Here is a 25,301-nt window from a genome sequence, read left to right as displayed (position 1 = left end):
AACAAATTTCACTCTACCGAGCTTGTTTAATAACATGTGTATTTGGCTTGCTTTGAAACCAAATTAAGAAAAGAGTTACACAAACAATTAAGCAAATTACAGCGCCGCCTAGGCTTGAAAGTAGCTCACTTAGATTAATACAACTCAAAATTGCAAATAAGATAGCCAGACCCAAGCGCATCCCTCTCGGCACCTGACTCTTATAAAAATGCCCAACCTGTTGTTGGCGTGAAGCGGTCAAACATGAAGCAATCAACAAACCTGAATAAATTAAGCAAATGAGCGAAGCAGACAATTGAGAAAACTCAGTGCTTAAGCCAAATCCAATCGTCACGAAACTAAGCAGAACAGACAACAAACTCATCAACAAAACTGCATTTACAGGGGTGATGCCATCTCGGCCAAGTTTTAGGAGCCTATTTGTTAATACTCCTTCTCTCGCTAACATGTAAATCATTCGAGAAGCTCCAGACAAACCACTATTAAAAGAGGTAACGAGTGCTTGAATAGTTAAGAAAAGAGCAACCAATCGACCTTCATGAGAGAAAAGCAACTCAGCAAAATACAGTAAAGGGTTTTCAGCAGGCACTGAGTGAGGCTTCAACTCTAAAAACACAAAGGCCATACTCATATAAAGCAATGCGATTGAAAGGATTGCGATATACATACTTTTTGGCAAGAGACTAAAAAAATCTTCAGGCTTTCGAACTGAACTTGCAGCTAGCTCAACACCAATAAAAAGAAAAACACCGAAAACGATCGCACTGGGTACGATATTTTTAATCTCATTAAAAGTGTTAATGCTATGAACGAAAGGCTCAACCTCTGATTGGTTATATGCAAACCAACATAAAAGCAAACTACCAAACCAAAGCAGAGTAGTTGAAATACGTTGAAGGTTTTCGGAAACCCTCAAACCTCGGTAATTAATTAAAATGACAAACCCAAGTACGCTGAAAACAACTCCCCATGACAGCGCTTCACTAAAAAAACTCGTTAAAATTGCATACAGCAAAAAGCTCTCTATCCCAGCAATTGTGATAAGCACAACTAAGTAACCTACCGTTAAGAGCAGAGATAGTTGTGAACCTAAGTGTTTTTTTGTATAGGTTCTTAAACTTGGAGAACCAGGATAAAGAGAAGCCAGCTCAAGGATAGGACCCATAATAGTGAGCATAAGAATGGCAGCTAGCGCAATTTCAAAAATAGCTATAAATTGACCTTCTAGGCGTAGAGAGTTTTGCGTATCCATACCAAGAATAATAAGTAGTACGTAATTACAACTTATTGCAATGGCGATCCCACTCGCCGTTGAAATATAGCCAAATCCTCGTGATACAGACGCAAAATCAACCGTGAGTTTCATATTAATGAAAACCCCATAATATAAGTGCTATTGCGTCTAGCTTTATGCTGTGTTGCTCATTACCAAACACTTGCAAGTCGCCTTCAAGGCTTGCTATTGCAGGATTACAACGGCCTTCAAATATATCCATGAAGCAATCCGTATGGGTGCGCAATAAAATCGTCTCTTTTCTTTCTTGCTCAGTGCAATCGTTTAGCTCTTTAATTTCAACGACCTGCCCCTGGTTAACTACTATCAAAAACTGCTCATCTTGATCAGTGCATTGCAAGTTAATATCAACTGTCCAATTCTTAGTTAACCTCTGAACCTGTGCATTTTGGTTAACATTACTTGCAAAGTTATTAAGTGTTGCCTTTAAACCCATTTCCATATTTGACTCCATCATTTCACTGTTAAATTTGCGTCCGAATCGGGCGTAGAACCGGATAAGTTGTAATATTTTCTGGCATAGATTAAACGAGGGTCGTCTTTGGATAACTCGCCATTCTTGGGATTATTGGATGGTGTTGCTGTTTCAACTCGGCCGCCCGTTAAAAACAAATCATCTAATAAAGAACCAAGTGGAGTAACGGTAAACCAACGCTTTTCCGTAATGTAGTGATGAGCCATGTGGCGCTTTTGAATAAACTTAAGCCATTTGGTTTTGCATGAGTACGGGGAATGTACCAATAAGTGAAACCACTCAAATTCTATATACCCCAGTACTAGACCTAATGTAGCTGCAAGCGTCATATCGATACTCGACGTCACTGCGTAAAAACCAAACATATTTAGCATCAACACAGGCAAAGTGAACCAAAATGGCGTTATCAAAATATCTAGCCTCTTTGGCATATCATGATGCCCCATGTGCAAACGATATAAGTACCTGTACAATTTAGGGTTTGCTGGTGCCGGCATGTGAAAAACCCAAACGTGGGCAATATATTCTTGGATCAGATACAAACCCCAACCAAAAACCATTGCGCCTAATAACTTCCAGATGCCCAGCTCCCCTAACATCACATCTAAATTAAATCCTGATGCATGGAAATTGCTAAATAATAAAATGCTGCAGGCAATAGCCAGTGCAAAATAAAGTTGGATTGAGCGCTCTGCAATAAACCTTTTAAACACCCAACTCAAGCTTTGCTGTTTAATAAACTCTTCATTTGCCATTCTGTCTTCCTCAAACTGCAAACTGAGTGTGTGGTTGCGCGGCAGGTTCAATTGACTCAACTATCGTTGTGGGCAACTTAAAACCAAAAGACAAACCAAATTCGTATATTTCCCGAGCTTGAGTAATATCCAGCTCTTTACCTAAGCTGTAATCTCCTTCTAAACCAGCCATAGCAAGAATTATTGTTTCTGAAAGACAAGCTAAATTAACATCAGGCTCGAAGCCTAAAATATTTGATTTGCCAAAGGCGATTGGTTCAGGAAGCTTCACTACCCCCCCTTCAAAAGCGACGATATCTGGGCGCTCTTGAGATATATAACCTGAAAAGTCAGGTGGACGCGCAGCATCACAAACAACACTTTCTTGAGCTAATAAATTGCTAGGTATAAATCCCTTACCATTCGAAGTTGCTGAAATAATTGCGTTACAGTTAGGCAGTTCCTCTTCAATTGACACTGAAATACGAATGCAGGATTCAATGAGACCTGGAGCTCGTTGCTCTATAAATAAAGTCATGGCTCTAAAAGCCTCTACCCCAGTGCTATTAAGTAACTCTCTAAATAAAGGAGACCTAAAATTAATTACTTTCTCGGCTTTAGACATTAACTCTCTGGCAATCGCATTTGGTTTAAATTCAGCTTCATCTTCAAATGCACGCCATACTATTTCGGCCCGTATTTCATCTAAGCCTTGAATTGCATGCGGATTGCTTGGATTTCCAAATAATGTTATTTCTCTAAACTCTCTTGACGCTTCAATCGCAGCAATACGACCGACCGCACCGGCAGCACCAATCACGGCAAGCCTTATACCATTGCATGTCGAGAAACGAGCGTTCACAGCCTCAATAACGCCCCTTGCACTCATCATTCCAGTAAAGCTATTGCCACTTGTTACTGCGACTGTTCGCTCTGGCAACCTAGTTCCACCTCGCGTTACAATTGATGTAAAAGCGCCTAGACCTACACGATCAACATTTAAAGCATGTGCAATATCAAAATACTGCTGCATCAAAAACTCACGCTTTTCCTTTTTTAAACGCATCATTTTTTCAGGTGTTAGTGGGCAAGAAATTAACCATCCTTCAACATAGTCACCATCGCTATTTGTCACTGCTGGCGCATAAAGCACAGGAGCTGGCTCATATCGTTTTGAGAACCATGAGTCCATCCAGCTGTACCAAAGATCTTTATGTTCTGGATGAAGGTTATTAATCGCTTCAGGCATAATTCGCATTAAATCTTCATCCATTGTCGGATGAATCAAAAAGGCAAAGCTGCCCAATTTCTTGCCTGAAGGCTTTGGAAGCGGCATCACTGGATCAAGTGCTAAATCTTGTTCTGTATACTCAACCTCACGCGAAGGCTTCCCTATCATGTAGGCAAATAAAGAACTAAATTTTCTTTTAGTTATCAATTCGCCCACATCATTAAGCGCATCGATTAAGCGATCTATTTGAGGCTTAGTAACAATGAGGTTTGGTTCTATACGAACCACACTGTTATGATTGAATACTGGTGCAGTAAGAATTTGATGGCAATTTAACAGATAACCACACACTAATGGCGCAGCTAAACCATGAAAGCTTGCATGAGCTAGAAAATAACTGTGGCTTTGCGGCCAAGGCATTAATTCAACCCCCAGCATAAGTCCATCACCCTGGAGCGACTTAAAGGCAAAGGGGAAGTCAGAAACAACCTTCTCTAAACTTACTTTTAAATATTTAGCAACGTCACGAACATGCTGTAAAATCTCTCCATCATTTGCAGTTAACTCATCTAAAACTGCATTTCCCACAACACAGGTAAAGTTATTATTCGCAAAAGTTGAGCTATGAAATAAACCAAGCTCTTCAGTCCACAGTTTGTCCCGACAAATCATTGCTCCTAGCGGCACGATTCCACCACCTAAGGCTTTAGCAAGGCAAATAATATCTGCTTCAACATCAGGGTATTTTTCAAGACCAAATGTATAGCCCAAGCGCCCAATACCTGTTTGAACTTCATCAACCACCAACAAAGTGCCATATTTCTTGCTAAGCTTGGACAGCTGCTCGACTAGAGATGGCTCTAGAAGACGCATACCACCTTCACCTTGAACCAGCTCAATAATTAATGCCGCCACATCTTTCTTAGCAAGTCTTGCTTCTAGCTCTTTAAGCTCATTTAGATTCATATGCTCAAAGAATTGCGTATCAGCTAAAAATGGCGCGCTATATTGTTGATTACCCGTTGCAGATCCCGCACCTAGTGTCTTCCCGTGAAAACCGGTTTTACTTGATATGATTACCTGGCGACCGGTATAAGAACGGGCAAGCTTAATTGCTATCTCAACTGACTCAGCCCCGCTATTACAAAAAGTGCAGTAGCCCTGTTGAAATGGTGATAACTCTATCAAACGCTGAGCGAGTAACTCTGCATGTTGTGCACGTAAAGGCTGTACAAAACTTGCTTCGTTGTTCGCTAAAAACGTAACGATTTTACTTTTGATATTGGGTGCATTGTGACCAAAAGGTAATGCACCATATTGAGAAATAAAGTCGCAATAAACATTCTCATTTTCATCAAACAACTCAGAGCCTTGAGCATGCGTAATCGCTTTGTCAAAGCCAATATGACGAAGCATAAATTGACGAGTTGGATTAATTCTAGAATCAACTTGGCTTAATTCAGAAATAGTAGGTGTAACAGATTTCGACACCTTTTGTGTGTCAGCTTTTATCAAATCAATTAACATGGTTAGTCTCTTAAATTTTATTTTGCTAGGTGTTCAACATATGTAATTACAACAACCAAACTACCCAAAGCTGCACTTACTAACATGGTGAATTGATACCGGTTCAGATAACGCCTTACTTCATCACCAAGGGAAAACATAATCCTTGGCCAAATGAAATAACTACCAATTAAATGGCATGCGGCCATAACCGAGAGTAGAGAGATTTTGATCACTAAAAACGAATCGAGCACGCTTCGCTCTTGAACAACAGCTAGAAAAATTCCCGAGCTAAACGTAAAGATAATAAATGCATACAACCAATATGCTGCCCGAGTACCTTGTACTTGATACATCCTGCGCTCTTGCTGGATATCCTTTGCCCCAGCGCGGTATGAAGGAAAAATAAGCACGAGGTTGAAATACATAGCACCTAGCCAGCTAATAGTTGCAAACACATGCACTAGATAAAAAGCACACTCAACTACAGACATAACCGCCTCCAAAATTCATATTTTTTCCTTAAATAACTTAGAGGGTTAAAGCGAACAGCTTGTATCGAAATTTTGATACTGAATAGCGTCAGCATTAACGCTACAAACTGGGCAATTTGGATCATGTTCAATTTCCAGTTCTGTAAATTCAGCATCTAAGGCGTCGTATCGAAGGATCCTATTGGTTAATGGCTCACCTAGATTTAACAACAGCTTAATAGCTTCTACGGCTTGCAAAATACCGATCACACCAGGCAGCACTCCCATCACACCGGCCTCCATACAAGAAGGCGCTAATTCTGATGGAGGAGGGCTCGGGTATATACAGCGATAACAAGGAGCAGACTGGTGCCCACTAAAGACTGTTAGATAACCATCAAACCGAAATACTGCACCGTGCACATTTGCAATGCCATGCTTTACGCATGCGTCATTAATCAAATAGCGCGTATTAAAGTTGTCACATCCGTCTATGACCAAATCATATTGAGAAAATAGCTCATCAACATTATCTTCATCTAGCATTGCATCATAGGTAACGACATTCACTTGAGGATTAAGTTCTGAAATGCGCGAAGCAGCAGATAGTACTTTCTTTTTGCCTAAATAAGACTCGCCATGAATGACCTGACGCTGCAGGTTACTCACTTCCACAACATCACTATCGATTATTCCCAAGGTGCCAACTCCCGCAGCAGCAAGATAGAGTGCAGCTGGTGAACCCAACCCGCCTGCACCAACTAATAGAACACGACTGTCTAAAAGTTTTAACTGGCCATTTTCACCAATCTCAGGAATAAGCGTATGTCTGAGATAACGTTGACGACTTTCAAGATCAAGCATCTTTGGGCGTGATACTGGTAAACCCAAATCTTTCCAGGCTTGCATACCTCCTTTTAACGAGCTGATGTTCATATAGCCCATTGCGCGAAGACTATCGGCAGCAAATAATGAACGAACACCTGAGCCACATACCAAAATGATGCTTTGTGATAATTGAGTTAATTCGGTTTCGGCTTTTAACTCCAACAAACTTTTTGGGATATGTAGAGCATGTTCAATCATGCCTGATTCAAGCTCTTCTTTTTCCCTTACATCAACAATAACGCTGGAATTAGCTTGAGTGAAAGCCTCTAGTTCATTTGCAGATATTTCAATAATTTCTTGCTTTAATTGCTGAACTTTTTGATCTAAGAATCCCACTTTAACCACCTGCAAATGCTGGCACTATTGAAACAACATCTCCTTGCTTTAACGGTGTCTCCAAGCCTTGTAGTTGTGCAATATCTTTCTTATTAACAAAAACTTTTATGAATTCTCTTACCTGTTGCTCAGAATCAATGATGTGTTCAATTAAGTTCGTACTTTGTAGCTTAAGTTCATCAAATGCTTCATTTACAGAGCTTGCATTAGTGAACACCTTTTTCTGATTGCCTGCATACTTTCGAAGTGGTGCAGGAAGAATGATTGTGACTTCCATAAATTTTCCTTTTTACACTTTTTGACTTAGAGCTTAAGCCATCTCGTGATTTGTAATTTCTATTAGTCCTTTGACAAGCTTACGTACATCTTGCTCATCAGAATAACGTCCAAAACTAACCCTAATTGTTGATTCAGCTTCACTAGGGGACATACCGATCGCATTTAGCACATGTGACATTTTTTGTACTTTATTTTCTGAACATGCTGAGCCTCTTGACACCCTTATCCCATAGAGTAAATCCAGCCTTTCCAATAACGTTTTACTTTGAATACCCGGGAAACTTACTGACACAATGTTACTTTGACAAAGCACGTCATCATCACTGCCATTAAAGGTGGCATCGGGAAAGTAGTGCTTGATTAAATTGATGAAGAGCTTCTTCTGTGCAGAAACACTGACTTCATCCTTGTATTTATTTATCTCAAGTAACTCTAGCGCTCGTGTAAAACCAACCACGCCCAGAATGTTTTCGGTCCCCCCTCGAAAACCCAGCTCTTGTCCACCACCATGAATAAGGGAATAAGTCATATCTGGGTTTTTCAAATAAAGGGCGCCAGTACCTTTTGGCCCATATATTTTGTGTGCTGATATAGCCAAACTATCTATATTTAGCTCATTTAGGTTTAAATCGGTCTTTCCAAATGCTTGAACTGCGTCGACATGAAAGAAGATATCTGGCCTATCACGAAAAAGAGCCTCTCCGAGTGCTGCTATAGGTTGCTTTGTCCCGAGTTCATTATTAACCGCCATCAAAGTAACTATTTTGGTGTTTTCTTTCAGAGCACCCAAGACAGCTTCGACTTGAACAACGCCACTTCTGTCTGGGTCTACATAAGTAACTTCAAAACCCAGTACATTTTGACACCATGTGACAGCCTCCAAGACAGATGCATGCTCTATGCTGGAACAAACAATATGTCCGGGCGAATCTAGAAATATCATCGCACGGCCCTTTATTGCCGTGTTATTTGCCTCAGTTCCACCAGATGTAAAGAAGATGCTATTTACTTGGACTTGTAATATTTTCGCTAATGTTTTACGAGCAAGTTCAATCGTTTTCTTATTTTGCCAAGCTATAGAGTAACTACTAGAAGGGTTTGCATAAGAACCCAATGACTCTTGCATCGCCAGAATAACTTCGTTATCCAATGGGGTTGTAGCACTATAATCTAAGTATCCTGCAATTTTCTTTTCCATCTTTCTTACATCATTTTTTAATAAATAAGTGATAGCCTACATGCGACATATTTTTGTATCTATTTTGGACACGAAAGAAACCTTAATATAAAATCATGTAAACAAAAGGTTTCAAAAGCACAAGAGAAATAAACATGTAAATCAGAACATTAAATCACACAAGGAATATCATCACGCTCTTGGTTAAAAATAATTTAACAAGCTGATGAAGAGGGAAACAGAGTTTAAATTGCCAATTAAAAGGATAAAAAAGACAAATGCCACGCAAAATAGCAATATTGGCTACCGACAAAGCGATTGTTGGTGGAATTATTACGCTGATCGAAACTTTCGATTACTGCAACATGTATTGGAAAACAATCAAGCCTGAATCCAATGAGTTACTTTTTGAATGTTCCATTGTTTCTCCTTTGGGAAACCCGATCAGCAATAGTGCGGGGGTTCAGTTAGCCACAAAAAGCCTGGAGCAATCAAATTATCTTCTTGATATGGATGCAGTCATCGTTGCATCAACTGTTATAAGCGATCAACAAAGCTTCAATGAGTATTTGCTATCATTCGCCCCCATTTCACAAGCAATTATTGAGTTTAAAAAGTTAGATAGGCCGATCTCTGGATATTGTTCTGGTGTTTTAGTACTAGCAGCAACTGGGTTGCTCGATCATCATAAAGCGACTTGTGCTTGGTGGCTTTCGTCAATGTTTACTCAGCTTTATCCTCAAGTACATTTATCAATGGACAAAATAGTGATTAAGGATAATGGCATCTTCACAGCTGGTGCTGCATCGGCAAACCTTAGCCTAGCACTTGTATTAGTTCGCGAACTAGCGAATGAGAAGTTAGCGAGTAAAATCTCAAAACTTTTGTTAATCGACCCTAATCGCTCATCTCAAATGCCATTTATAGATAGGCGTTTAGTACCTGAACACCAAGATGAATTAATATATAAAGTGCAGCAGTGGATGCAAAAAGACATTCAAGATAACTCTTCAATTGAGGAATTATCAAATAGGTTTGCTGTAAGTGAAAGAACTTTAATAAGAAGGTTTAAAAAAGCAACGGGAGAAACGCCTGCAGCATATCGACAACGCTTGAGAGTTGAAGAGGCAAAAATGCTAATCGAATCAAGTAACCTCTCAATTGAAAAAATATCTAACTCAGTTGGTTATGAAGATATCAGTGCGTTTAGAAAAAGCTTCTCTAGGCACACCAGCTTGTCACCAAACGCATATCGCAATAGATTTAAAACAGAACCATTAAATTAATCCAAGGTCTCTGCAACGCGAGGTTTCACCCACTAAATTTAGTAGTGATAAATAGCCTCACGTTTACTATTACAGATACAAAATTTAATTAAAGAAAATTACTCAGTATACTCTCTGCATTAGGTAGAGTTACAAACTCAGCTTACAATTTAATACAGTACACTTCTGAGCTAGTTATTAAATCACAGGTATCGTCGGTAGAGCCTCTGAATACTATATTTAAATATCTAATAAATCATATTTACAAAAGTAGCAAAGTATTCATCCTGATGACCACGACTTCTTAAAGATCCGCTCAGATGATTATGCGCATTTCACGCGACAAAGCGTATTTTGAGTAAGACATTCAAAAAAACTTTGCCAAAGCATGAATGCACAACTGACCTTACAAAAAGGTGGCGAGACTTTGAAATATTACCGGCCCCCCCTCCGTGCTTATCAGCCAGACCTACAAGCCGAAGTAAAATACGCGCCTAGATAATAAACTTTACTACGCTTAGCTATTAAAAGTATGCGCCTTCATTACGGTTGCAATCATTCGAAACGTATCAACCCATGCTTGGCGCAATTCTGGTGTCCAAGCATCCCCTAGCCCCATTTTTAAAGTATATAAAAGCGCATTACCTACTGGAGTAAAGTCTTTGGCCTGTACACCATACCCAACATGTCGTTCAGCCAATTGATGAAGTACAGGGACCAGCGCATTGATGTCATCAAGCCCTCTCACTGCCACACGCAAGGTCATCATTAGCTTTTGCCCTTGGCTTTTAATATCACTTTTAAATAGCTGCTTGAGTGACGGATCGTATTGGAAGAGTGTTTGATAGAAAAGCTCTGCTGCTGCTTCTGCATGGGGCTCTATTTGCACAAAACTACGCTGTACTAGCTTTTTTTGCCTTTCGGTGATCGACATAACTAACCTCATATTGGCAGATGCCGAGCTATTCGACACCATCATGACATATCTAAAATTAGTCGCAATAGTGTCAAAAAGCGAATAAAGACTAGTCTTTATAACCCCAAGGTGCTTTTGGCGGTGTGATCGGTTTCGTTAAATCAAAATCAACTCTAAACTCGCGACCTTCACGCACTAAACGATATGTAAACTTTTCATCGTAAATATACATCTGCCAAGTATTGCCCATTGACTGAGGAATACCTAGGCTCACAAATAACTCTTTTGAATACTGATCAGCAGGGAAAGACTGCACGTTTGCAAAGCCTGCATCAACGGTATGGCCGCCATACATGGTTGACGGATCATCATCGCCATTTTCTAAACGGTGGTCGTGCTTCAAACTCAAACCACTGCCAGTCTTGGTAATGATCCAAGTACGAGACGCATCTTTTCCTACATGAAAAGGCACTTGCAGTTCTTTTTCACTGCAACGACGCACATGCATCACTAGCTTCGCTTCATTAAACTTGCTCGGACCTTGGTTATCCAGCGTTACTTTACCTTGGTAGGCTTTACCACAATGCGCGGCAATTTTATCGAAAAATGCATCATGGGTTGGAATTGATACCAGTGGCGCTGGACGCGCGATGGCTGAGCCACTAACAAGTAGCGCAAGAACGGCTAGGCTTTTTTTCATTATGCTTATCCTAAAAAAGAAAAACCAGAGAGTAATTAGCTCTCTGGTTGTATGCAAAAAAACGCGATTAACTTAGTTTTATTGCCAAGGGCGATCAGCGGATAAGTTAGCTTCAAACGCATCGATTTGTGCATTCAATTGCTCTGTCTCACCAATAAAATCTAAGCCACTTAATAAACGCGCTTTGATATCTGAGCGCACATCAAAGTCGATGGCATCGAAATACTGACTGCGGATCTGCTGATTTTCTAAATCAATTTCAACCTGAATATCTTGATGCTGCTCGGCAATCGCAAACAGGCTATCTAATGTGTCTGCCGATAGCGCGATACACAACATCTGGTTATTACCACAGTTGTTAAAGAAAATATCTGCAAAACTTTGTGCCAAGATCACAGTAAATCCGTACTGCTTTAGTGCCCAAGGCGCATGCTCACGAGATGAGCCACAACCAAAGTTATCACGCGTTAATAATACCGAAGCACCTTGATAGCAGTCTGCGTTTAATACAAAGTCAGGATTCGCACTGCCATCATCTAAATAGCGCCAATCATAAAACAACGCTTTATCAAAACCATCACGACTGGTTGAAGTTAAAAACTGCTTTGGAATAATTTGATCGGTATCGACGTTATTTTTGTCTAAAGGTGCCAATAAACCTTGATGATAAACCGCCATTACACCGCTCCTCTAATATCTGTAAAATGACCAGCTATCGCCGCTGCTGCCGCCATCGCAGGACTCACTAAATGAGTTCGACCACCGCGGCCCTGACGACCTTCAAAGTTACGGTTAGAGGTCGAAGCACAGCGCTTTTCAGCGCCCAGCTTGTCATCGTTCATTGCAAGACACATAGAGCAGCCTGGTTCACGCCATTCAAACCCTGCCGCTTTGAAAATATCTGCTAAGCCTTCTTGTTCTGCCTGCTGTTTTACTAGGCCTGAACCCGGTACTATCAAAGCTTCAACGCCAGTCGCAACCTGCTTGCCATTGACAATTTCAGCGGCCGCACGTAAATCCTCAATGCGGCTGTTGGTACAAGAACCGATAAATACGGTATCGACTTTTGCATCAGATAACTTCTGGCCGGCTTCAAGACCCATGTACTTCAGTGCTGCACGCATGGCATCAGCTTTGATTAAATCGGCTTCTTCGTCTGGGTTTGGTACTCGCTCATCAATACCAATAACTTGCTCTGGGCTTGTGCCCCAAGTCACTTGTGGTTGAATATCTTGCGCATCGAGTTCAACGACTAAATCAAACTGTGCATCCTCATCTGATTTCAGTGTCTGCCAATATGCAACGGCAGCTTTGAAATCATTCCCTTTTGGTGCGAACGGACGCCCTTCAAGATACGCAAACGTCGTTTCGTCTGGTGCGATTAAACCCGCTTTGGCACCCATTTCGATGCTCATATTACACAGCGTCATGCGCGCTTCCATTGATAGCGCTTCGATGCCTTCGCCACAAAACTCTGCCACATAGCCCGTGCCACCAGCGGTGCCTAGCTTACCAATCACAGCTAGAATTAAATCTTTTGAGGTCACGGTTGGACGCAGCACACCATTAATTTGGATCTTCAATGATTTGGCTTTTTTCTGCTGTAGTGTTTGCGTTGCTAATACGTGCTCTACTTCAGACGTGCCAATACCATGTGCTAAGGCACCGAATGCACCGTGTGTTGAGGTATGGCTATCACCACATACAATTGTAGTCCCCGGTAAGGTGATCCCCTGTTCAGGACCCATGACATGCACAATCCCTTGGTTAATCGAGTTTAAGTCATACAACTCAATACCAAAGTCGTTACAGTTTTGTGCTAGCGCCATTAACTGGTTTTTCGATACTTCACTTGCGGCATCTAGCGAACGACTCTTAGTCGAAACATTATGATCCATGGTCGCAAAAGTTTTCTCAGGGCAACGTACTTTGCGGTTATTCTCGCGCAGCCCCGCAAATGCTTGTGGTGATGTCACTTCATGTATTAAGTGACGATCAATATAAAGTAAATCGGTTTGTTCATTGATTTGTGCAACCACATGAGATTGCCAAATTTTATCGTATAAAGTCTGAGCCACTTGCTACATCCTCTTATCTTGGCTGCATGACGGTGCAGCCATCAGCCAAAATTAAATACGTGAAACGATTGCTTGTGCTACGTCTTGTGTGGTGTAACCGCCTTGAGGGTAGATATCTGGCGTGCCAACACCTGCTGCAACAGCTTCAGCTACCGCTTTTTCGATGGTGCGTGCCGCTTCATCTTGCCCTAAAGAATAACGAAGCATTAAGGCAGCACTCAAAATTTGCGCAATCGGATTTGCAATGCCTTTACCCGCAATATCTGGCGCCGAGCCACCTGCAGGCTCATATAAACCAAAGCCTGATTGGTTTAAGCTAGCTGAGGGTAATAAGCCCATAGAGCCTGTAATCATCGCGCATTCGTCTGACAAGATATCGCCAAACAAGTTGTCGCAAAGTAACACATCAAACTGGCTTGGCTGCTTCACAAGCTGCATTGCTGCATTGTCTACATAAATATAATCAAGCGTTACTTCTGGGTAGTCTTTGCTCACTTCGGTGACAACCTCACGCCATAGTACGCTTGATGCCAATACATTGGCTTTGTCTACTGACGTAACATGGTTACTGCGTAGACGCGCCGCTTCGAATGCAAAGCGCGCGATGCGCTCAATTTCAGCACGAGAATAACGTTGCGTGTCGAATGCAGCTTCACTCGCACCCTCGCCTTCACGGCCTTTTTCACCAAAATAAATACCGCCTGTTAACTCACGCACACATAAAATATCAAAACCTTGCGCACTGATATCCGCTCGCAGAGGAGACGCGGCGCTCAGTGCAGGTAATAGCTGTGCTGGGCGCAAGTTACAGAACAACCCAAAGTGCTTACGAAGTGGCAGTAAAGATGCTCGCTCTGGCTGTTCATTCGGTGGTAAATGCTCCCACTTAGGGCCACCTACTGAGCCAAATAAAATGGCATCCGCTTTTTCACATGCCGCTAAAGTAGAGCCAGGAAGCGCCGCACCAAATTCATCAATGGCAGCACCACCAATGGCATGGTGCTCACGTTGTAGCGTAAAATTAAACTTCGCGCTAACCGCATCTAATACTTGCTCGGCGGCAGACATGACTTCAGGGCCGATGCCATCTCCAGCTAAAACGGCGACTTGGTAACTTTGTTGGCTCATCCTGCTTTCCTTTGTTGTTTTAAGTCAGACACTTTTTGTGCTCTGTCAATTAAGTTATATACGCGGATCATGGCGCGTACTGAGGCTTCTACGATGTCGGCAGCAAGGCCGGCGCCGTGATATTGGCGACCATCGTATTTAGCAATAATATTTACCTGACCAAGTGAGCTTGCACCTTGGCCTGTGGCATCTAAGTTGTATTCAATCACTTCAACCGCCATGCCCGTAATGCGTTCAATGGCTTTGAATGAGGCTTCGACCGGACCATTTCCTGTGGCAGCTTCTTGCTTTGATTGCCCACCGACTGTCATGCCAATAGTCGAACTGGCGACTGATTGAGAGTTTGACGCTGAGTTTACAAACTCAAGTTGGTAAGTTTCGTCTTTATCACTGATCTGATTAAAGTAGATCATGGCTTCTAGGTCATAGTCATAGACTGTGCCTTTTTGGTCAGCTAGCGCTAAGAAGCTGTCATATAAACTATCCATGTCATAGTCAGACTTTTGATAGCCTAATTCTTCTAAGCGATGCTCAATGACATGGCGACCTGAACGCGAGGTCATATTTAATTGGTTGTTTGGTACACCCACAGTTTCTGGGGCCATGATCTCGTAGGTGTTCTGTGCTTTTAACACGCCATCTTGGTGAATGCCTGAGCTGTGAGCAAAAGCATTTTCACCGACAATAGCCTTATTCGGCTGCACAGGCATATTGCAAATGGTTTCAACTTGGCGCGACGCACGGTAAATCTCTTCGCTGCGAATATCGGTGTAAACACCTAAATGGTCGTGACGCATCTTCATAATCATCGCCACTTCTTCTAACGAACAGTTACCCGCTCGCTCACCAATACCATTAATCGTACATTCGATTTGTCGCGCACCGGCTTGTACTGCAGCAATTGAGTTTGCCACCGCCAAACCTAAATCGTTATGACAATGTACACTTAAACGCGCTTGGTCGATATTTGGCACGTTATTCATTAAATGGTGGATCATCGCCGCATACTCGTCAGGCGTCACATAGCCCACGGTGTCAGGTAAGTTAATGGTTGAAGCGCCTGCCTTAATTGCTTGCTCGACAATGCGACATAAATCCCAATGCGGAGTACGGCCCGCATCTTCACACGAAAACTCCACATCATCGGTGTAATTGCGGGCTAACTTGATTGATTTCACCGCCATCGCAGTTGCATCATCTAGGCTCATGCGTAGCTTGTGTTCAAGGTGTAAAGGGCTGGTTGCAATAAAGGTATGAATACGACTTTGCTCTGCAGGACGTAATGCTTCCCCACAGGCTTCGATGTCTTTTGCTACAGCCCGAGCTAAACCACAAATCGCAGGGCCTTTAATTTCAGTGGCGATGCGCTGTACTGCACGAAAATCTGCAGGACTTGAAACCGGAAAACCGACTTCCATGACATCCACATTAAGGCGGCTAATGGCATGTGCAAGCTGTACTTTATCATCTTCAGTTAAGCTCGCCTTTAGCGCTTGCTCACCGTCTCTTAATGTTGTATCGAAAACCCAAACTTTATCATTCATACCTTAGCTCCTCACCCCTTTGTATCGCCCTTTGAACACCATCGCTATAAGCAAATAGTTTTAATCAGTTATCTGGTCACGGCGTAAAAACAAAAAACCCCGCAATGTGCGGGGTTTTCGTTATGCTGCATTTCACACGCACACCGCCCCACACCGATACTTGATCAGTAAGAGGTTTAATAGCAGTGACAATTGTGTGAACTTTTTCATTTCTTAATCTGCATGTTTTGTATTTATGCTGTAACTAATGCGATTTTTAACATGTCACCACACTAGAGATCAAGCATAAACAATTCAACTAAGCAGTAAAAACAGAGTAAGCAAAGAAAAGAAAAAACAAGTGAAGAGGCTTTTTAGAATAAAAAAACCCTAAAACATAAAGTTAAGGGTCTTTTTAAATTTGAACAGTAAACAATCGAGTAGATTAATTTTTATATGATTTTTTTATGAAGGCTTTGAATTTATTTGGTGTGTGCCGTAATGGTTCGCGCCTTTGGCGATATAACGCAACTGCCAAATCAGACGCTCGGTTAATTCTTCTCGTTGTTGTGTGTCTTGATCAAGTGCATCTGCACCAGCATTAAATACCAAGGTCACCATGGCTTCTGCTTGCATATAAGCATGATTCGCATCGCATGGGGTTTCAGCTTCTAAGTAATGCGCAAGCTCTAAAATAAAATGCTGAATTTCACGTGCGACTGCAGCACGAAATGCTTTTGATGTGCCTGAACGCTCTCGTAACAACAATCTAAATTGGTTACTCGAGGTGTCGATGAACTCCATAAAAGTCAGTACAGAGGTATTGATCACACTGCCACCACTTGCTATTCGACGGCGTGCTTGTCGCATCAGTTGACGTAATGTTAAACCCGCTTCGTCAACCATGGTTAGACCGAGTTCATTCATGTCCTTAAAGTGTCGGTAAAACGAAGTCGGTGCAATACCCGCTTCTCTTGCCACTTCTCTTAAACTCAAATTAGAAAAACTATGTTCCGCACTGAGCTGGTTAAATGCAGCTACAATCAAGGCTTGTCGGGTTTTTTGTTTTTGTTGTGCACGAACACCTGACATATTTTCTCCCTAGAGTTTATCGATAACTTGTGCAGTCTAATACTTGACGTGATGAGAATGAAATACTATTTTAGCGTACAAGTGTACGCTGAGATTTTTTTAAAATGAAAAAACCCCCTCTCATTTGGACAAATGTTTTGTTTTTTGCCCTGTCATTTTTGGCTGCCATTACCTTAGTGCCGTGGTATGGAATAACCCATGGCTTTGAAACCAGCACTTGGATAGCCTTTGTTGCCTGTATGTTTTATGCCGGCTTGTCTATCACCGCCGGTTACCACCGCTTATGGGCGCACAAAACATATGAAGCTCACCCAGCAGTGCAATGGATATTTGCATTAGGTGGCGCATTCGCACTGCAAAATAGTGCATTACATTGGAGTAGCGACCACCGTGTTCACCATGGTCAAGTCGACGATCCTGTCAAAGACCCTTATGCCGCAACCAATGGCTTTTGGTATAGCCATATTGGTTGGATGTTGCGTGACTACCAAGGTAAAAACTATGGTGACTACAGCAATGCCAGAGACTTACAACGCAACCCTATTGTGATGTTTCAACACCGTCATTACATGAAACTTGTGTTACTAACGAATGTGGGTATTCCATTACTACTAGGCGCGCTGTTTGGTGACATTATTGGTGTGTTGTTATTGGCAGGTGTGTTAAGACTGGTATTAAGTCAGCACTTTACTTTCTTTATCAACTCACTGGCGCATATATGGGGCTCTCGCCCATATACCGAAAAAAATACCGCCCGTGATAATGGCTTTTTAGCGTTGTTCACCTACGGTGAGGGCTATCACAATTTCCACCATATTTTTGCCAGTGACTATCGCAATGGTATTCGTTGGTACCACTACGACCCAACAAAATGGATGATCCGTGCATTTGCGGCAGTCGGCCTTGCCAGTAAACTCAAACGCACACCAGTCGAGCGTATCGAAAAAGCCAAAGCTGAAACCTTGTTACTTAAGACTAAAGTTAAGCTGGCAAAATTGCCTTTAGCCCAAGATCAGCTTACATTGTTACAACAAGAATATGATTTGCTTCTAAAAAAGTTACAAACCTTTTGTGCGGCACAAAAGCAGTTATTAGAAGCAAAAGCTGATTCCATGCGTGAGCAATGTGATACTTCGGCAATTGCCAAGCAATACAAAGAACTTGAAGCTGCTTGGCAAACGCAAAAACAAGCATGGTTAGCACTAAATGCAAGGCTATTATCGAACGCTTAAATCAATTTATTCGGTGATAGCCAACTCGCAAGTTGAGGAGGGGCTGTGGCCAAACAAAAAGCAGAATCAAATACAGACAAGCCGGCGTCATTTATGTATGACGCCATTATCATAGGTTCAGGTCCTGGCGGTGAAGGTGCCGCCATGAACCTATCTAAAAGCCACAAACGTGTTGCCGTTATCGAGCGCCATAAAGCGGTTGGTGGTGGCTGCGTTCACTGGGGCACTATTCCTTCAAAAGCACTAAGACACTCTGTTAGCCGTTTAATTGAATATAAACAAAACCCACTTTTTAGCCTCACTGAAAAACCGCAGCGTTTAACCTTTGGCGATATTCTTAGCCATGCCAGTAATGTGATCTCTAAGCAATCAAATCTGCGCAGCAGCTTTTATGACAGAAACCGCATTGAGTTATTTCAAGGTGATGCCAGCTTTATTGACCGTTACTCAATTAAGGTGACTCATGCAGATAGCTCTTATGAAGTTATCACGGCACCGATTATTGTGATTGCCACAGGCTCACGTCCATATCGTCCACCTGGTGTCGACTTCTCTCACCCTAGAATATATGACAGTGACACCATTTTAAGCCTAGAGCATGACCCTCAGCGCGTTTTAATCTATGGTGCCGGTGTTATTGGATGTGAGTATGCCTCTATCTTTAAAGGGCTTGGTGCTAAAGTTGATTTGATCAATACCCGCGATAGATTACTGGCGTTTATGGACGCGGAGATTTCTGATGCGCTAAGTTACCACTTCTGGAATAGCGGCATTGTTATTCGTCACAATGAAGAATTTGCTAAAGTTGAACCACATGAGCATGGTGTCGTACTGCATCTGCAATCAGGAAAACGCGTACGTGCCGACTGCATTTTATTTGCCAATGGCAGAACCGGTAATACAGATAAGCTTAATCTTGCCGCTGTAGGCCTAAAAGCCGATGGCCGTGGACAATTAAAAGTTAACGATAGCTACCAAACCGAAATCGATAACATTTATGCCGTTGGTGACGTGATTGGTTATCCAAGTTTAGCCAGTGCCGCATTTGACCAGGGCCGTATCGCAGCTAAAGCCATTGTTTCAGGCGATTGCAGCGAAAAGCTGATCAATGACATTCCTGCTGGTATTTATACCATTCCTGAAATGAGTTCTGTGGGCAAAACAGAGCAAGAGCTAACAGCAGCTAAAATCCCTTACGAGGTTGGGAGAGCCCAGTTTAAGCACCTTGCGCGTGCGCAGATCACAGGCACACAAGTGGGTAGCTTGAAGCTGTTATTCCACTCGGAAACTAAAGAGATTTTAGGTGTTCACTGCTTCGGTGAGCGTGCCTCAGAAATCGTTCACATCGGCCAAGCAATTATGGAACAAAAGGGCCCGGGTAATAACATCGAATACTTTGTTAATACCACCTTTAACTATCCAACCATGGCAGAAGCCTATCGTGTAGCAGCGTTAAATGGCTTAAACCGCTTGAGTGACTAAGTAACTCACCACATAAAAATGTAAAAACCCGATAAACTGAGTTTATCGGGTTTTTTATTCACTCAAGTTTTGGCTTATGCCATCAATTGACTTAAAGGCTCCATACCCCACAAGAAAATTAATACCGCAGCGAACAGAGCAAAGATGATATAAGCTATCCAACCAGCCTTCATTTTTGGCTGTTGCAAGCTTGATTCTACTTTGCCTGTTAAAAGCGTTTTGATGAGGTTTTTACCTTTAAAACGATAGGCAATGATAGCCAAGATATGTAATGCAATTGCGGCAATTATAAAGTCGACATTGCTGTGGTGTATTGACCCTGCTAGCTCAACAAGATTATAGCTGACATACTGCACCAAAGGACCATCAACAAGAATATCGTCTGTGGTAAATAACCCTGTAACGAGTTGTAGAAGGATCAACACAAAAAACAGCACAACCATCAGGCTGCCTGCAGCATTGTGGCCAACTCTGTCTTCTTTGCCTATTAATGCATTAACAACCTTTTTCGGGTGATTAATCAACTTGCTTAGCCTAGCTGTTTCACTACCAATTACACCCCAAACTAATCTAGCTAACATTAGTGCTAACAACACATAACCAGTAACAAAGTGCAACTCTAGCCAGCCTTCCTCTCCACTGATATACAGCACACCTAACGCAATAACCAACAACCAGTGAAAACCTCGAATAAAGCCATCCCAAACCTTAACTTTGCCCATATTAATCTCAAACTATTTTATGCCATGCGCACCATTATGACGAACTGCGGGAGCGTGTCTAGATAGTTGAGATTTAACGCAGAGTTACTTTTAGCCCTGACTTTGACTTAAGCGAAGAAACTTAGCTAAAAACAGCGCGCTTTGTTTAATCAATATCTCCAAACTCATCATCACCTAAGCATTCACGTAAGCGCTTTTGTTCAAAATAATCTTCTAACCTTTTTCGAGCACGGCGCTTTTGAATACTAGAAGACTCTGTATTTAAATCATCTAACTCCGCACCAAACTCATCATCAATAGGCGCATCTTCAGAAAAGGAATTACGCATGGTGACAACCTCATGACTATAAGCACAATACTGAATTAATAATTAGCTCGATTTTTTAGGTTTGCAAACTTTACGATGCGACTTAGCATGGAGACCTCAATGTTAAAAATCGTAATAATTGGTTAAATAAACCACTTTTATTTTTTTTTAGCTATAAGAACACTTCCAGAAATAAAACAAAAACACGTAACAATATGAATTTAAATAACTTTAATTTTTGGCATTCATCTTGATAAGTAATCATCGAGTCTATCAATAGGAATGATAATTATGAAAAAGTTTATGCTAGCAACAACGCTAATTTTAAGTACTTCAGCAATCGCACATGAAGATCACGGTATTCAAATTAGCAGTGACCAGTGCCAAGTCGATTTCCAGAATGATGTTCGTATCACACCAAATCAACTACAGATCACTGCAGAGAATAATAAACAACTAACAATTGACAGCTATGGTGAGCTTTATGTTGATGGACAAGCAATCACACTAACCTATGATCAAAAAACAGCTCTAGCGAATTATGCAGATTCACTCAGAGTACAACTACCACAAGTGGCAAATATCGCTCTTGACGGTGTAAAGCTTGCTGGTGTTGCATTGGATGAAGTAGCGCAAGCGTTCAACCTACAAGGACTAGAGTCTCTTAACGGTCTGATGGATGAACTACACGTTGAGATCAGTGATACCTTCTATCAACAAGGTGCATTTGTCATGGGCGAAAAGACCTTTCATGAGTTCGGAGAAAATTTTGATAACCACTTTGAAACTCACATAGAAGAAGCCGTCGAGTCAGCCATGATGGAATCAATCGGTAGTATCTTAATGATGGTCGGCTCTGAAATGGTCAGCTCAGGTGGCGACATGGAAAGCTTTGAAGCGCGCATGGAAAACATGGGTAAACAAATTGAAGAAAAAGTGCAGTTACAAGCGAAGCAAATTGAAGAACAAGCAGATGGCTTATGCGATAAATTTGAAGGTATTGCACATGCAGAGACAAATTTAGTTGCGCAGATCCCAGCAATGAATGGCTATCAGCTTTTCAACTTTAAATCTAAATAAGCATTATCAAATTGCAGTATTAATTATCTCCCTTTATGAGCTGACTAATGTCAGCTCTTTTTATAACCTCATCTTAAGTGCGCCTCGGCAGACTTTAACGACTGCGGGTGTCTCTCCTATCATTTCGCCATCAGCTTCAACTAACAGGCCAGGAACAGAGATTTCATACTCCATCAACTCGCTCACATCTAGATGAGATGACTTTTCATGCTGATGTACTAGCATCAGTAAAAAGCTCCAAAGTCTACTCATTAAAGACTCAGCCCTAAAATGCAACATTAATAGCTTGCCATTATCAATCCTAGCACTCGGCGCCACTTTTAGGCCTGCAGCAAAAAACTGACCATTGGCAAATACACGCATGAAAGAAGGATCATGCGATGAAGTGTGTTTAAAGCTAAATAAGTGCTTAATGCCCGCAAAAATATAGCTCAGCTTATGACGGATTTGAAACGTATTCATATCTTTTACAACTGCAGCATTAAACCCTATACCTGCAACATTAATGAAAAAGCGCTGATTGATTTTACCTAAATCTAATAACCTATAAGATTCAGAAAAAATCAAGGCTCGCCATTGCTGTTTAGAATACCCGAACTGCCTTACAAAATCGTTACCCGTGCCAGCTGGCAACACAGCAAGCGAAACAGATGAATTCGCCAATGCATTCGCGACCAAATGCAATGTCCCATCACCACCAACTGCAACAACCGTTTCTACTTCTGCTAGCTTTTTCTTGATAGCTGCAACATCTGTCTCAAAACACCCTGATGTAAAAAACCACTGATTTTTGAGCCCTCTTTTTACACATTCTTCTTTTATCCATTGAACCTGCGCTTCGATAAAAGGCGAGTCGCTTGGCTTTACAACAACGAGCATAAAATTAATTAACCTAGCTTATTAAATAAATATTCACAAAAAACCAAGAAGGCCCTTAAATAATGAAAAATAGATAAGAATAACTATTCAAAGATCATAACAATGAATAAAAATTCATTAGAAAAACTTATCCGAAAATAGCAATTTTTATTGTTTTTAAATTAATCAAATCGAATGCAAAATACACTCAATCAAGTACTACTCACTTACAAAACTTAGGAGCTCATCATGATCCAGACAGCTGCGGCGTGCAGCAACACGCAACCTCGCTTAAAGAAATCAACTACTAAAAAGCCAAGCTTTAGCTGGCAGTCTCTTTTTGCAGTCTGCGCTCAAAAACTGTCGACGGCTCATATGGCTCAATATAAGTAACCGTTTAAAGGGCTTATCTTTTTGATTTCACTATACACAATTTAACCGATGTGGCTATCTGAGCTAAAAAAAAGAATTTTTTCTTTAATTTTGGGTTAAATTTTAAGCAAACAAATCAAAAGCTATTTACAGCAGCATAATCGCTGAGTATTATCTTTGCCCATGGAGAGATGGCTGAGTGGTTGAAAGCACCGGTCTTGAAAACCGGCATACGTTAATAGCGTATCTAGGGTTCAAATCCCTATCTCTCCGCCATATTTAAAGTTTGCGCCGGAGAGGTGGCCGAGTGGCTGAAGGCGCTCCCCTGCTAAGGGAGTATAGGGTTTGTAGCCCTATCGAGGGTTCGAATCCCTCCTTCTCCGCCATTAACTTATATTAAAACCGCTTAACTGCGGTTTTTTTATGCCTGAATTTTAGTCACATTAAATCCATAAACGATTGATATTCCTTCTTTGTTCAACAAGCTATTTTAACGTGAGTAAAGCAACTAAACAGAAAGTGCTTTATTAATGTATTAAGTCACTGTTCTACATAACAGGTTCATTTTCACTATGCTTGAATAAATTTTCAATAAGATGCAAACTGACTGAAAAAAGAGCGAAACACGTTATGCAAAAAGCCATTGTCTTCACAGCTGTTTTATTCGTTTTATCAGCCTGTGGTCAAACTGATGAAATGAACAATACCGAACAGGCAAAACCACAGAGCGCTGAAAAAGTGAGCTCTACAACGGAAGATAAGCCTGCGTCTGCACCTAAAGTGACCGAGCTTTCAAACGTAGATAAAACTGAGCTAGGTTTAGAAAAGGTATCTCAAGAAACTTTAAATTCTCTTAGAGCTGATATAAGCGCAATAGAGAAAAACAATGAATGTGACTCCAATACGCAATGTAAGGTAATAGCTGCTGGCAGCCGAGCTTGTGGTGGTCCTAGCCACTATATGCTTTACTCAACTAAAACTACAACTGATGAAACAGCCAAAGCTGTTGCAGATAAACTAACAAAGTACGAAAGTCTTTATAATGCCCAAACAGGTATGCAAAGCATCTGTGCCATGTTAACTAAGCCAGCGACACAATGTATCAATAACAAGTGTGTTACACTAAACGGCAGTACTTATATCGCGCAATAAAAGGAACATACATGAAAACAGTTTTGGCCCTAGTTACATCAACTCTGCTCATGTTATCAGGCTGTCAGTCCTCAACAGGTACTCAGATCGAAGAGAGCAACACTCTGGAAGCTTATGTAGCTGATCTAAGCTGTGATGCGAGCTTTCAATGCAAAGTAATAGGTGTAGGTGAGAGAGCAGCGTGTGGTGGCCCAAGTAACTATGTTGTGTTTTCGACTAAGAATGTTGATGAAAATGAAGTGGAACGCTTAGCTGATGCCGAAACTGCACAAGAGCGAATACTCAACGAACGACAAACCCCTGATGAAACTTGCAAGCAAGTGCTTCCTATTCAATCTCTGTGTATTAAAAGTAAGTGTGAGAGCTTCACAGTAAGTAACTAAAACAGCAAAGCCCCTATTGCTGACAATGTCATAATCAATAGGGCGCACCCCCCAGCTTTATAGATCAACATTTGATCCATATCTTTATGAACCCAATAGCGATAAATAAAACGCGCAAAATAACTCGCTGATGTGCCGAATAAAGCAAACATAACAAGTAAATAAATTAAGTATATCGACACACATCAAACCTTTTATAAATACCTCTTAAGCATAGCCATTAGTTAAGCTTGTTTCAAATTAGGTGCAAAGTTAATGACAGCGAGCAAAGCGAGTGCATTTACTTTGCGCAAGGTGAAGTGAGCTAGTTTAACTGGAGTTTAGGGTGTATTAATTAACTAACTATTATGAAAAGTGTTTCAGAATGAACACTTTGGTTACTGTGAAAACTGCTCATTTCACCTTGCGCTTATGGTGCAAAATTAGCGACTGCGAACGCAATGTGTGCGCTTCTTTTGCGCAAAGGTGACGAATTACCGAAACGAAGTTTCGGAGCATGAGGGAGTGAACGCATGGATGCGCGAGGGGCACTACTTCAGGGATGAATTAGCAATCGAGGTTTATCTACATGGAAACGGATTCAACAAGAAAAGACGAAGTGTTGTGAAGGTTGCTCAC

At 41.4% G+C, this 25,301-nt stretch carries 25 protein-coding genes and 2 tRNA genes; 9 read left to right on the top strand and 18 right to left on the bottom strand.

The genetic code is table 11. The features are described from left to right. Nucleotides 1–13: 13 nt before the first annotated feature. From ACGHEH_RS19150 to ACGHEH_RS19115, 8 genes are read right to left on the bottom strand one after another with little or no spacing between them, the layout of a single operon-like run. A complete protein-coding gene (locus ACGHEH_RS19150; protein WP_390448654.1) occupies nucleotides 14–1,366 on the bottom strand; it encodes an APC family permease in 1,353 nt (450 codons plus the stop codon). A gap of 1 nt (nucleotide 1,367) precedes the next feature. After that, complete coding sequence (locus ACGHEH_RS19145) at nucleotides 1,368–1,736, bottom strand: hypothetical protein (protein ID WP_390448652.1); 369 nt, start codon at nucleotides 1,734–1,736, stop codon at nucleotides 1,368–1,370. An 11-nt stretch (nucleotides 1,737–1,747) separates the two neighbouring features. After that, nucleotides 1,748–2,524, bottom strand: coding sequence for a sterol desaturase family protein (locus tag ACGHEH_RS19140; RefSeq protein ID WP_390448650.1), 777 nt, complete (start codon nucleotides 2,522–2,524; stop codon nucleotides 1,748–1,750). A 10-nt stretch (nucleotides 2,525–2,534) separates the two neighbouring features. Then, complete coding sequence (locus ACGHEH_RS19135; protein ID WP_390448648.1) at nucleotides 2,535–5,261, bottom strand: aminotransferase class III-fold pyridoxal phosphate-dependent enzyme; 2,727 nt, start codon at nucleotides 5,259–5,261, stop codon at nucleotides 2,535–2,537. Nucleotides 5,262–5,278: 17 nt separating this feature from the next. Beyond that, nucleotides 5,279–5,734: a hypothetical protein gene (locus ACGHEH_RS19130; protein WP_390448646.1), complete on the bottom strand. Its 456-nt coding sequence runs from the start codon at nucleotides 5,732–5,734 to the stop codon at nucleotides 5,279–5,281. Between the two features lie 45 nt (nucleotides 5,735–5,779). Continuing rightward, entirely contained in the window at nucleotides 5,780–6,937 is a 1,158-nt protein-coding gene (gene moeB, locus ACGHEH_RS19125; protein ID WP_390448644.1) for a molybdopterin-synthase adenylyltransferase MoeB, read from the bottom strand. A 1-nt stretch (nucleotide 6,938) separates the two neighbouring features. Beyond that, a complete protein-coding gene (locus tag ACGHEH_RS19120; protein WP_390448641.1) occupies nucleotides 6,939–7,214 on the bottom strand; it encodes a MoaD/ThiS family protein in 276 nt (91 codons plus the stop codon). 33 nt (nucleotides 7,215–7,247) lie between these two features. Next, the gene (locus tag ACGHEH_RS19115) at nucleotides 7,248–8,414 is read right to left on the bottom strand and encodes a cysteine desulfurase family protein (protein WP_390448638.1); all 1,167 of its coding nucleotides are present in this window, start codon (nucleotides 8,412–8,414) and stop codon (nucleotides 7,248–7,250) included. A 257-nt stretch (nucleotides 8,415–8,671) separates the two neighbouring features. Between ACGHEH_RS19115 and ACGHEH_RS19110 the strand changes: the two genes are divergently transcribed. Next, complete coding sequence (locus tag ACGHEH_RS19110; protein ID WP_390448635.1) at nucleotides 8,672–9,679, top strand: GlxA family transcriptional regulator; 1,008 nt, start codon at nucleotides 8,672–8,674, stop codon at nucleotides 9,677–9,679. A 496-nt stretch (nucleotides 9,680–10,175) separates the two neighbouring features. On the opposite strand, the gene ACGHEH_RS19105 is transcribed toward ACGHEH_RS19110, so the two are convergent. The 7 genes from ACGHEH_RS19105 to fabR all read right to left on the bottom strand — a co-directional run bounded on the left by ACGHEH_RS19105 (nucleotide 10,176) and on the right by fabR (nucleotide 17,095). After that, nucleotides 10,176–10,592 carry a globin family protein gene (locus tag ACGHEH_RS19105; RefSeq protein ID WP_390448632.1) on the bottom strand — a complete coding sequence of 139 codons (417 nt, stop codon included), beginning with the start codon at nucleotides 10,590–10,592 and terminating at the stop codon, nucleotides 10,176–10,178. A 91-nt stretch (nucleotides 10,593–10,683) separates the two neighbouring features. Then, entirely contained in the window at nucleotides 10,684–11,274 is a 591-nt protein-coding gene (locus ACGHEH_RS19100) for a hypothetical protein (RefSeq protein ID WP_390448631.1), read from the bottom strand. A gap of 78 nt (nucleotides 11,275–11,352) precedes the next feature. Continuing rightward, nucleotides 11,353–11,952: a 3-isopropylmalate dehydratase small subunit gene (gene leuD / locus ACGHEH_RS19095; protein ID WP_390448628.1), complete on the bottom strand. Its 600-nt coding sequence runs from the start codon at nucleotides 11,950–11,952 to the stop codon at nucleotides 11,353–11,355. Beyond that, on the bottom strand, nucleotides 11,952–13,352 hold the full coding sequence (gene leuC, locus ACGHEH_RS19090) for a 3-isopropylmalate dehydratase large subunit (protein WP_390448625.1): 1,401 nt from the start codon (nucleotides 13,350–13,352) through the stop codon (nucleotides 11,952–11,954). The genes leuD and leuC overlap by 1 nt, the downstream gene beginning before the upstream one ends. Nucleotides 13,353–13,403: 51 nt before the next feature. After that, the gene (gene leuB / locus ACGHEH_RS19085; RefSeq protein WP_390448622.1) at nucleotides 13,404–14,480 is read right to left on the bottom strand and encodes a 3-isopropylmalate dehydrogenase; all 1,077 of its coding nucleotides are present in this window, start codon (nucleotides 14,478–14,480) and stop codon (nucleotides 13,404–13,406) included. Then, on the bottom strand, nucleotides 14,477–16,024 hold the full coding sequence (gene leuA, locus ACGHEH_RS19080; RefSeq protein WP_390448620.1) for a 2-isopropylmalate synthase: 1,548 nt from the start codon (nucleotides 16,022–16,024) through the stop codon (nucleotides 14,477–14,479). Before leuA ends, leuB begins: the two co-directional genes overlap by 4 nt. 444 nt (nucleotides 16,025–16,468) lie before the next feature. Then, a complete protein-coding gene (gene fabR, locus ACGHEH_RS19075; RefSeq protein WP_390448617.1) occupies nucleotides 16,469–17,095 on the bottom strand; it encodes an HTH-type transcriptional repressor FabR in 627 nt (208 codons plus the stop codon). Nucleotides 17,096–17,199: 104 nt separating this feature from the next. On the opposite strand from fabR, the gene ACGHEH_RS19070 reads away from it, so the two are divergent. Together ACGHEH_RS19070 and sthA are read left to right on the top strand one after the other, a co-directional pair. Then, nucleotides 17,200–18,327, top strand: a complete 1,128-nt coding sequence (locus ACGHEH_RS19070) for an acyl-CoA desaturase (protein ID WP_390448614.1) — start codon at nucleotides 17,200–17,202, stop codon at nucleotides 18,325–18,327. 93 nt (nucleotides 18,328–18,420) lie between these two features. After that, nucleotides 18,421–19,809: a Si-specific NAD(P)(+) transhydrogenase gene (gene sthA, locus ACGHEH_RS19065; RefSeq protein ID WP_390448895.1), complete on the top strand. Its 1,389-nt coding sequence runs from the start codon at nucleotides 18,421–18,423 to the stop codon at nucleotides 19,807–19,809. Between the two features lie 74 nt (nucleotides 19,810–19,883). On the opposite strand, the gene ACGHEH_RS19060 is transcribed toward sthA, so the two are convergent. Both ACGHEH_RS19060 and ACGHEH_RS19055 read right to left on the bottom strand, forming a co-directional pair. Continuing rightward, nucleotides 19,884–20,531 carry a cytochrome b/b6 domain-containing protein gene (locus ACGHEH_RS19060; RefSeq protein ID WP_390448611.1) on the bottom strand — a complete coding sequence of 216 codons (648 nt, stop codon included), beginning with the start codon at nucleotides 20,529–20,531 and terminating at the stop codon, nucleotides 19,884–19,886. A gap of 145 nt (nucleotides 20,532–20,676) precedes the next feature. Beyond that, nucleotides 20,677–20,859, bottom strand: coding sequence for a PA3496 family putative envelope integrity protein (locus ACGHEH_RS19055; RefSeq protein WP_138480097.1), 183 nt, complete (start codon nucleotides 20,857–20,859; stop codon nucleotides 20,677–20,679). Between the two features lie 270 nt (nucleotides 20,860–21,129). Here ACGHEH_RS19055 and ACGHEH_RS19050 point away from each other — a divergent pair, with 270 nt between their 5' ends. After that, a complete protein-coding gene (locus ACGHEH_RS19050; protein WP_390448608.1) occupies nucleotides 21,130–21,918 on the top strand; it encodes a YggN family protein in 789 nt (262 codons plus the stop codon). A gap of 60 nt (nucleotides 21,919–21,978) precedes the next feature. Here ACGHEH_RS19050 and ACGHEH_RS19045 read toward each other — a convergent pair whose 3' ends face one another. After that, nucleotides 21,979–22,797, bottom strand: a complete 819-nt coding sequence (locus ACGHEH_RS19045) for a diacylglycerol/lipid kinase family protein (RefSeq protein WP_390448605.1) — start codon at nucleotides 22,795–22,797, stop codon at nucleotides 21,979–21,981. Nucleotides 22,798–23,025: 228 nt separating this feature from the next. Here ACGHEH_RS19045 and ACGHEH_RS19040 point away from each other — a divergent pair, with 228 nt between their 5' ends. From ACGHEH_RS19040 to ACGHEH_RS19020, 5 genes are all read left to right on the top strand, one after another. Next, nucleotides 23,026–23,169 carry a hypothetical protein gene (locus ACGHEH_RS19040; protein ID WP_390448602.1) on the top strand — a complete coding sequence of 48 codons (144 nt, stop codon included), beginning with the start codon at nucleotides 23,026–23,028 and terminating at the stop codon, nucleotides 23,167–23,169. A gap of 164 nt (nucleotides 23,170–23,333) precedes the next feature. Next, nucleotides 23,334–23,424: transfer RNA gene (locus tag ACGHEH_RS19035), tRNA-Ser, on the top strand. 17 nt (nucleotides 23,425–23,441) lie between these two features. Then, nucleotides 23,442–23,534, top strand: a tRNA-Ser gene (locus ACGHEH_RS19030). A 244-nt stretch (nucleotides 23,535–23,778) separates the two neighbouring features. Further along, entirely contained in the window at nucleotides 23,779–24,300 is a 522-nt protein-coding gene (locus ACGHEH_RS19025; RefSeq protein WP_390448599.1) for a hypothetical protein, read from the top strand. 11 nt (nucleotides 24,301–24,311) lie between these two features. Beyond that, nucleotides 24,312–24,683 (top strand): hypothetical protein, encoded by a 372-nt coding sequence (locus ACGHEH_RS19020; protein ID WP_390448596.1) that lies wholly within the window; start codon nucleotides 24,312–24,314, stop codon nucleotides 24,681–24,683. The last annotated feature ends 618 nt before the right edge of the window (nucleotides 24,684–25,301 follow it).

It is taken from the genome of Pseudoalteromonas sp. MTN2-4, from assembly GCF_042848605.1.
Classification (GTDB): Bacteria; Pseudomonadota; Gammaproteobacteria; order Enterobacterales; family Alteromonadaceae; genus Pseudoalteromonas.
Note: the sequence above shows the minus strand (reverse complement) of the source record. Positions and strands in the feature narration are given on the sequence as shown.